The organism is Comamonas aquatica NBRC 14918 (genome assembly GCF_000739875.1).
In the GTDB taxonomy this organism is placed as follows: Bacteria; Pseudomonadota; Gammaproteobacteria; order Burkholderiales; family Burkholderiaceae_C; genus Comamonas; species Comamonas aquatica.
In genome coordinates this window covers 177,071-184,607 of sequence record NZ_BBJR01000022.1, presented here as the reverse complement: position 1 = coordinate 184,607, position 7,537 = coordinate 177,071, and the positions used below count along the sequence as shown (strand labels likewise).

General features: G+C 63.7%; 7 protein-coding genes. 3 read left to right on the top strand and 4 right to left on the bottom strand.

Annotation, left to right across the window (positions count from 1 at the left end):
- The 4 genes from flhD to CA2_RS03005 form a co-directional block, all read right to left on the bottom strand.
- Positions 1-309, bottom strand: a 309-nt coding sequence (gene flhD / locus CA2_RS03020) for a flagellar transcriptional regulator FlhD (RefSeq protein WP_042412493.1), incomplete at its 3' end; no start/stop codon positions are given.
- 413 nt (positions 310-722) lie between these two features.
- A complete protein-coding gene (locus CA2_RS03015) occupies positions 723-1,625 on the bottom strand; it encodes a sulfurtransferase (RefSeq protein WP_042412491.1) in 903 nt (300 codons plus the stop codon).
- A gap of 70 nt (positions 1,626-1,695) precedes the next feature.
- Positions 1,696-2,613 (bottom strand): DMT family transporter, encoded by a 918-nt coding sequence (locus tag CA2_RS03010; protein ID WP_042412490.1) that lies wholly within the window; start codon positions 2,611-2,613, stop codon positions 1,696-1,698.
- 117 nt (positions 2,614-2,730) lie between these two features.
- A complete protein-coding gene (locus tag CA2_RS03005) occupies positions 2,731-3,870 on the bottom strand; it encodes an aromatic ring-hydroxylating oxygenase subunit alpha (protein WP_042412485.1) in 1,140 nt (379 codons plus the stop codon).
- Positions 3,871-4,189: 319 nt separating this feature from the next.
- Here CA2_RS03005 and xseB point away from each other — a divergent pair, with 319 nt between their 5' ends.
- The 3 genes from xseB (at position 4,190) to dxs (ending at position 7,383) form a co-directional block, all read left to right on the top strand.
- Positions 4,190-4,438, top strand: coding sequence for an exodeoxyribonuclease VII small subunit (gene xseB, locus CA2_RS03000; protein ID WP_042412482.1), 249 nt, complete (start codon positions 4,190-4,192; stop codon positions 4,436-4,438).
- Positions 4,439-4,447: 9 nt separating this feature from the next.
- Positions 4,448-5,383: a polyprenyl synthetase family protein gene (locus CA2_RS02995; protein ID WP_042412479.1), complete on the top strand. Its 936-nt coding sequence runs from the start codon at positions 4,448-4,450 to the stop codon at positions 5,381-5,383.
- 98 nt (positions 5,384-5,481) lie between these two features.
- On the top strand, positions 5,482-7,383 hold the full coding sequence (gene dxs, locus CA2_RS02990; RefSeq protein WP_042412476.1) for a 1-deoxy-D-xylulose-5-phosphate synthase: 1,902 nt from the start codon (positions 5,482-5,484) through the stop codon (positions 7,381-7,383).
- The last annotated feature ends 154 nt before the right edge of the window (positions 7,384-7,537 follow it).

The following is a 7,537-nucleotide window of genomic DNA, read 5'->3' as shown; positions in this document are numbered from 1 at the left end:
CAACGCCGCCATCAGGATGTTGGCGTGCAGGGCGTTGGTGGCTTCGTTGCCGATCTTGTTGCTGCTGTGGTTGGTCAGCAGGTTCCAGACCATTTCATCGTCAACGCGGAAGCTGCACAGCAAGGTGTTGCGGGAGGCAATCTTCAGCACTTGGGCTGCGGACAGGGTGCCCAGAATGTCACAGGCTTCTTCGCTCAGACCCAGGCGGAACACGGCTTCGGCCTTGTCCTTGCGGATCATTGTCTGCGCCAGCATCAGGTAGGTGAGGTTGGCTTCGCGGATCTCAGCGAGCAGTTGTTCGTCATTCATGGCTACATCCTTTTCCAGCTTCCAGCTTCAAATGGGCCTCGAGGGGCTGTCGCCTGTGCTTGCAAGCAAGTGGCGATCTGATGGAATGAATTCTGCGGCCGGGCCTGCAGGAAATGGAGTCGGGGTGCGCCGGTGCGCAGTGTCTGGTTGGCATCCAGGCCATGTCTGGTTGTTGCCAACAGGATGTAGGATTTTTTCTTACACAAAACCCTGCACATGGCGTGCAGTGCAGTAAATGTAACTGTTTTGTGCCACTTTTGAAGTGGCAATCTAGCTGGGAAAAAGCAGCTTTCCAAACACTTTAATTGTTAACCACGTTTAATCAGTGCATATATGTATGGTGCCCTATTTTGCAGGGGGTGATGCTCCTGAAAAAGGTGCAAACACCCCCCTGTTTCATAGGGAAAAAGTTGTTAACCTTTGGCGACCGGGCGTGCTGGATGGCTGCACCATTCGCTCCAGCTCCCGGCAAACAGCCGTGTCGGTGGAAATCCGGCAACCTCCATCGCCAGCAGGTTGGGCAGGGCGCTGACACCGCTGCCGCACTGGTGGACCACCGTGGCCGGGTCACGGCCTTGCAGCAGGGCATCGAACTCGGCCTTGAGCAGTGCCTGGGGCTTGAAGCGGCCATCCAGGGCGATGTTCTCGGCGAAGGGGCGGTTCAGCGCGCCGGGAATGTGGCCGGCGACAGGGTCCAGGGGCTCGACCTCGCCACGGTAGCGGGCCGGGGCGCGCGCATCGATCAGGGTCTGGCGCTCGGGCTGCTGCAGGTGGGCTTCGACCTCGTCGGCCGTCACCAACTGGCGCAGGCTGTCCTGCAGGGCAAAGTTGGACTGGAAGTGCGAGGGCTCGTCGCCCTGGCTGGTGGCGCCGCCCGTGGCGGTCCAGGCGGGCAGGCCGCCATCCAGCACGGCCACGGCGTCATGGCCGGCCCATTTGAGCATCCACCACAGACGGCCGCAGAAGTTGCAGCCTTGGCGGTCATAGACCACGGCCTGCATGTCGTTGCGAAAGCCGATGGACGACAGCCATTGGGCAAAGCGCTCGCGGCTGGGCAGGGGGTGGCGCCCGCCGGAGGCAGGCTGGTCGGTGGCTGCTGTGTGCACCTGCCCGTCCTTGCCGGGGGCACCGTGGCGGGCGCTCAGGTGCTGGTCCAGATCGGCATGCACGGCGCCCGGGATGTGGGCCTGCAGGTATTGCTGCCGGCCGGCCGGCGGGTTGCCCAGATCAAAGCTGCAATCGAACACCATGTGGGGTTGACCACTGCTTGCCAGGGCTTGCAACTGGGCTGGGGTGATCAGGGTGGTATAGGTCATGACCGTGTTCTCAAAGTTCTGTCAGCGCACATTGTGGGACGGATTGGGCCCTGTGGCACAGGTCTTGGGTTCACCGGCCTGCGGCCTTGGCTGGCGCTGCTGCGCCGCGTGCGCGGAAGATGGTGGCTGCGATGCCGCTGGTCACAATCAGCAGCATGCCCAGCCAGCCTTCCCAGCCCAGGCTGTCGTGGAACCAGAACAGGCTGTACAGGCCGGCAAACACAATCCCGGAGTACTGCAGGTTGGCCACCACCAGGGTGCCGCGTGCGGTCTTGGCCTGGGCATAGGCGCGCGTCATGCACAGTTGGCCGCCGGCGGCCAGCAGGCCGATGGGCAGCAGCCACAGGCTGGCTTGCCAGCCGGGCCAGGCGGAAAAACCGGTGATGCCGCTGGCGACCAGGCCCAGCAGGGTGCAGCCCAGGCCAAAGAAGAACACGGTGCGCGATTCGGGCTCGCCCATGCGCGACAGCGCCACGACCTGCATATAGGCCATGGCCGACAGCACCCCGGAGCCCAGGCCGATCAGCGCGGCCGTGGTCTGCTCCTGGGCAAAGCTGGGCTGCAGCATCAGCACCACGCCCACAAAACCCGCCACGATGGTCAGCAGCAGCGGCACATTCAGCGGTTGCGGTGTGCGGCCGCTGCGCGGGTGCAGCGACCACAGGGCCCCGGCCAGCAGGAACACGGCAATCCAGATGCTACTCATGTAGTTGAGGGTCATGGCGCTGGCCAGCGGCATCTGGGTGATGGCGTAGAACCAGCAGCCCATGGCCGTAACGCCGATCAGGCTGCGCCAGGCGTGCATCCAGGGGTGGCGGGTTTTCAGGGACACGCCCTGGGAGGCGCTGAGCAGCCACATGGCGAGCATGCCGATCAGGCCGCGGTAGAACACGATTTCTGTGGTGTGGAAATGCACCGCCGCGTATTTGATGCAGACCCCCATGGTGGCGAACAGAAACGCCCCCACCACCATCCATAGCACTTGCATGAGCGCCGTCCCTGACTGTTGTGTTGTGCAGAACGGCCCGCCGTTCTTGCCTATGAAAAAAGCTGCCAGCGCCCGGTTGGCGGGCGTTGGCAGCTCTGGAGAGCGTAGCAAAAAAGCTCAGCGCTGTGGCAGGTGCGCGCCCATTGTTTGGCGATACCACTCATGGAAATGCTGCATGCCATCTTCCATGGGGCTTTGGTAGGGGCCGACCTCGTTGTCGCCCCGTTCCATCAGGGCGCGGCGCCCGGCGTCCATGCGCTCGCCGATCTCATCGTCCTCGATGGCGGTTTCCATGTAGGCCGCCTTCTGTGCCGCGATGAATTCGGGCTCGAAGGCCGCGATTTCCTCGAGGTAGTAGAACTCCACCACGTTCATGGTCTTGGTGGGGCTGAGGGGGTGCAGGGTGGAGACCGTCAGCACGTGCGGATACCACTCCACCATGATGTGCGGGTAGTAGGTCAGCCAGATCGCGCCGCGCTCGGGCAGCTCTCCGTTGCGGTACTGCAGCAGCACGTCGTGCCACTTCTTGTACACCGCGGAGCCGGGCTTGCCGAAGGTCGGGGCCACACCCACGGTCTGCACCGAGTACTCCTTGGCGAATTCCCACTGGAGGTCGTCGCAGGTCACGAAGTTGCCCAGGCCGGGGTGGAAGGGGCCGACGTGGTAGTCCTCCAGATAGACCTCAATGAAGGTCTTCCAGTTGTAGTTGCACTCGTGCATTTCCACGTGGTGCAGCACCAGCCCGTCAAAGCTCAGTTGCTCGCGCAGTGCCATGCCGGCCAGGTCGGCGGCCACGTCGCGGCCGTTGTCCTCGAACAGCATGCCGTTCCACTCGCGCAGCTTGTAGTTGTTCAGGTGCAGGCAGGGATCGTGGCTGAAATGCGGCGCACCCAGCAGCTCGCCGCTGGTACTGTAGGTCCAGCGGTGCAGCGGGCAGACGATGTTGCCGCCGGCGTGGCCCTTGCCTTCGGTTTTCAGGTTGCCCCGGCCCTTGAGCATGACCGCCTGGCGATGGCGGCAGATGTTGGAGATCAGCTCGATTTGGCCCTGGTCGTTGCGGACCAGGGCGCGGCCTTCGTGTTCCTGCGGCAGGGCGTAGTAGTCGCCGATCTCCGGCACCGACACACTGCTGCCGACGTAGCGGGGCCCTTGCTGGAAGATGGTTTCCATCTCGCGCTGGAACAGCGCGGCATCGAAATAGCTTGAAACTGGTAGTTGGCTTGCGGCCTGCTGCAGTTGAAGACTTAAATCAGACATGGGTGACCTGACCTAAAGACTCCCCACAGGGAGGTGCATCGTGCACGGGTGAAAAAATAAAACCGGCCATGCCACAGCGCAACAGGACAGATGCATGAAGCTTTGTCCGTCAATGCACAAGGCGGAGGGCCGGTTGGACGGGAATGGGATTGTAAGCGGTGGGGTTATTCCCGCCGATCGGTTATGTGTATTTATATCAACCGCTTGGGCCGTGGCACGGTCAAATTTTGCTCCCGCGGGCCGGGGTGTGCGTTCCCCGGGGTGGTCGCAAGCCTTGGCAGCCTAAAATCAAAGGCTTTCCAATCCCGCGAACATTCCCATGCCCAAGGCGAAGACCAAAGCCGTCTCCGAGATATGCACGCCACCTGAAAGCTACGAGCTGGCGCTGGCGGAGCTTGAAGAACTGGCCGTGGCCATGGAGTCCGGTCAACTGCCCCTGGGGGAGATGATGCAGGGCTATCGCCGCGCCTCTTTCCTGCTGGAGTTCTGCCGGCAGCAACTCGATACCGTGGAGGCGCAGATCCGTGCCTTGGACGAGGGGCAGATCAAGCAATGGTCGCATGATTGACGGCCAGACATGGAACCACAGATTTTGACTACTTCCCCTCGCTTTTCCCCCGCGGCTTCCGAGTTCGACTTCACGTCCTGGATGGAGGTGCAGCTGCACCATGTGGAGCAGGCACTGTCCCAGTGGGTGGGCGTGGATACCCCGGCAGATTTGGGCGATGCCATGCGCTATGCCGTGCTGGATGGTGGCAAGCGCCTGCGTCCCCTGCTGGTGCTGGCGGCCGCCCAGGCGGTGCAAGGGCTGCCGCAGGCCGCCACCCGCGCGGCCTGCGCGGTGGAGTTGATCCACGCCTATTCCCTGGTGCATGACGACATGCCCTGCATGGACAACGATGTGCTGCGCCGTGGCAAGCCCACGGTGCACGTGCAGTTCGGAGAAGCCCGGGCCCTGCTTGCCGGCGACGCCCTGCAGGTGCTGGCGTTCGAGCTGCTGACGCCCGCCGATGCGCAGGTGCCCGCGAGCATGCAGGCCCAACTGTGCCGTTTGCTGGCCCGTGCTGCCGGGGCGCATGGCATGGCAGGCGGGCAGGCCATTGACCTGGCCAGTGTCGGCCAGTCGCTGACGGAGGCGCAACTACGCCGCATGCACAGCCTCAAGACCGGTGCCTTGCTGGAAGCCAGCGTGGCCATGGGCATGGCCTGTGGGGTTGTCTCTGAAACGGCCCAGCAGGCCTTGATGCGCTACGCCCAGTTGCTGGGCCTGGCCTTCCAGGTGGTCGATGATGTGCTGGACGTGGTGGCAGATGCCGCCACGCTGGGCAAGACGCCGGGCAAGGATGCCGACAATGACAAACCTACCTATGTCTCCCTGATGGGGCTGGAGCCTGCGCGGGCCTACGCGCAGTCCCTGTACCAGCAGTCCTTGCAGGCCCTGGCGGGCAGTGGCCTGCAGAATGTGCAAGCCTTGAGTGCCCTGGCCCACATGGTGGTGGGGCGCTCGCATTGAGTGCGTGCCTGCCAACGTCGAATTTTTCCTATTGATTGGTGGCGCAGGTCTGCACACACTGTGCGCCATGCCCTCCGCCGCCTACCCCTGATGAGCCGATGACCACAAACGCTTACCCTTTGCTGCAGAAAGTGAATGCACCGTCTGACCTGCGGACCCTGTCCCGCAGCGAGCTCAAGGCGCTGTCCGAGGAACTGCGGGCCTATGTGCTGGACAGCGTGTCCAAGACCGGTGGGCACCTCAGCTCCAACCTCGGCACGGTCGAGCTGACGGTGGCCCTGCACTATGTGTTCGATACCCCGCACGACCGCGTGGTGTGGGACGTGGGCCACCAGACCTACCCGCACAAGATCCTGACCGGTCGCCGTGACCGCATGTCCACGCTGCGCCAACTGGGCGGTATTTCCGGATTCCCGCTGCGCAGCGAAAGCGAGTACGACACCTTTGGCACGGCGCATTCGTCGACCAGCATTTCTGCGGCCCTGGGTATGGCCATGGCCGCCAAGCGCAAGGGCGAAGATCGCCGGGCGATTGCGGTGATCGGCGATGGGGCGATGACTGCGGGCATGGCGTTCGAAGCCATGAACAACGCCGGGGTGCTGGATGGCAACCTGCTGGTCATCCTGAACGACAACGACATGAGCATCAGCCCGCCGGTGGGGGCGCTGAACCGCTATCTGGCGCAGCTCATGAGCGGCCAGTTCTACGCAGCAGCCCGCAATGTCGGCAAGAACGTGCTCAAGCAGGTGCCTCCGCTGCTGGAGCTGGCCAAGCGGCTGGAGCAGCATGCCAAGGGCATGGTGGTGCCGGCCACCATGTTCGAGAACTTCGGCTTCAACTACATCGGTCCGATCGACGGCCACGACCTCGATTCCTTGATCCCCACGCTGGAAAACATCCGCAGCCTGGATGGCCCGCAATTTCTGCATGTGGTGACCAAGAAGGGCCATGGCTACAAGCTGGCTGAGGCCGATCCGGTCACCTACCACGGCCCTGGCAAGTTCGACCCCAAGGTCGGCATCGTCAAGAGTGGTGCACCTGCCAAGCCCACCTTCACCCAGATCTTCGGCCAGTGGCTGTGCGACATGGCGGCCCAGGACGAGCGCCTGGTCGGCATCACGCCAGCCATGCGCGAAGGCTCGGGCATGGTGGAGTTTGAAAAGCGCTTTCCCGATCGCTACTACGACGTCGGGATTGCCGAGCAGCACGCCGTGACCTTTGCGGCCGGTATGGCCTGCGAAGGCGTGAAGCCCGTGGTGGCGATCTACTCCACCTTCCTGCAGCGCGCCTATGACCAGATGATCCATGACGTGGCTCTGCAGAACCTGCCCATGGTGTTCGCGCTGGACCGTGCTGGTCTGGTGGGGGCCGATGGTGCCACGCACGCCGGGGCCTACGACATCGCCTTTGTGCGCTGCATCCCGAACATGAGCATGGCCTGCCCCGCCGATGAGCGTGAGTGTCGCCAACTGCTGACCACGGCCTACGAGCAGGATCACCCGGTGTGCGTGCGCTATCCGCGTGGCGCCGGCGTGGGCGTGGAGCCTTTACTGGATCTGTCCGCGCTGCCGTTCGGCAAGGGTGAGGTGCGTCGCTACAGTGCGGCACCACGCCAGACCGAGCCGGGCATGGCACCCCGCATTGCCATCCTGGCGTTTGGTACCCTGCTGTACCCGGCCCTGGAGGCCGGTCAGTCGCTGGATGCGACGGTGGCCAACATGCGCTGGGCCAAGCCGCTGGACGAGGCGCTGGTGCGGGAGCTGGCACAGGGCCACGATGTGCTGGTGACCGTGGAGGAGGGCTGTATCCACGGCGGTGCGGGCGCGGCGGTGTCCGAGGCCCTGGCGGCCGCCGGCATCACCCTGCCGGTGCTGCACCTGGGCCTGCCGGATCGCTTCATCGAGCACGGGGATCCCGCCAAGCTGCTGGCCTTGCAAGGGCTGGATGCCGCGGGGATCGAGCGGGCCATCCGCCAGCGCTTTTTGCAGACCCAAGCCTAAGGTGTCCGGAGGGCCGCGCGGGTCCATGCCTGTCTGACATTTGGCTGAAGACTCGCCGGTTTCGGGGGTTTACCCCCAACGGTTTTCTCCTTTTCCCTTCCTAGAATTTTGCACACCCCCTGGACCGTTTGCGCACAGGGGCAGCTTTGCCTGC

Excerpts from the sequence above, each read along its gene's own strand:
- xseB (WP_042412482.1), top strand. The coding sequence starts at position 4,190 with ATGCCCAAGGCGAAGACCAAAGCCGTCTCCGAGATATGCACGCCACCT.
- CA2_RS03015 (WP_042412491.1), bottom strand. The coding sequence starts at position 1,625 with ATGACCTATACCACCCTGATCACCCCAGCCCAGTTGCAAGCCCTGGCA.
- CA2_RS03010 (WP_042412490.1), bottom strand. The coding sequence starts at position 2,613 with ATGCAAGTGCTATGGATGGTGGTGGGGGCGTTTCTGTTCGCCACCATG.
- CA2_RS02995 (WP_042412479.1), top strand. The coding sequence starts at position 4,448 with ATGGAACCACAGATTTTGACTACTTCCCCTCGCTTTTCCCCCGCGGCT.
- dxs (WP_042412476.1), top strand. The coding sequence starts at position 5,482 with ATGACCACAAACGCTTACCCTTTGCTGCAGAAAGTGAATGCACCGTCT.
- CA2_RS03005 (WP_042412485.1), bottom strand. The coding sequence starts at position 3,870 with ATGTCTGATTTAAGTCTTCAACTGCAGCAGGCCGCAAGCCAACTACCA.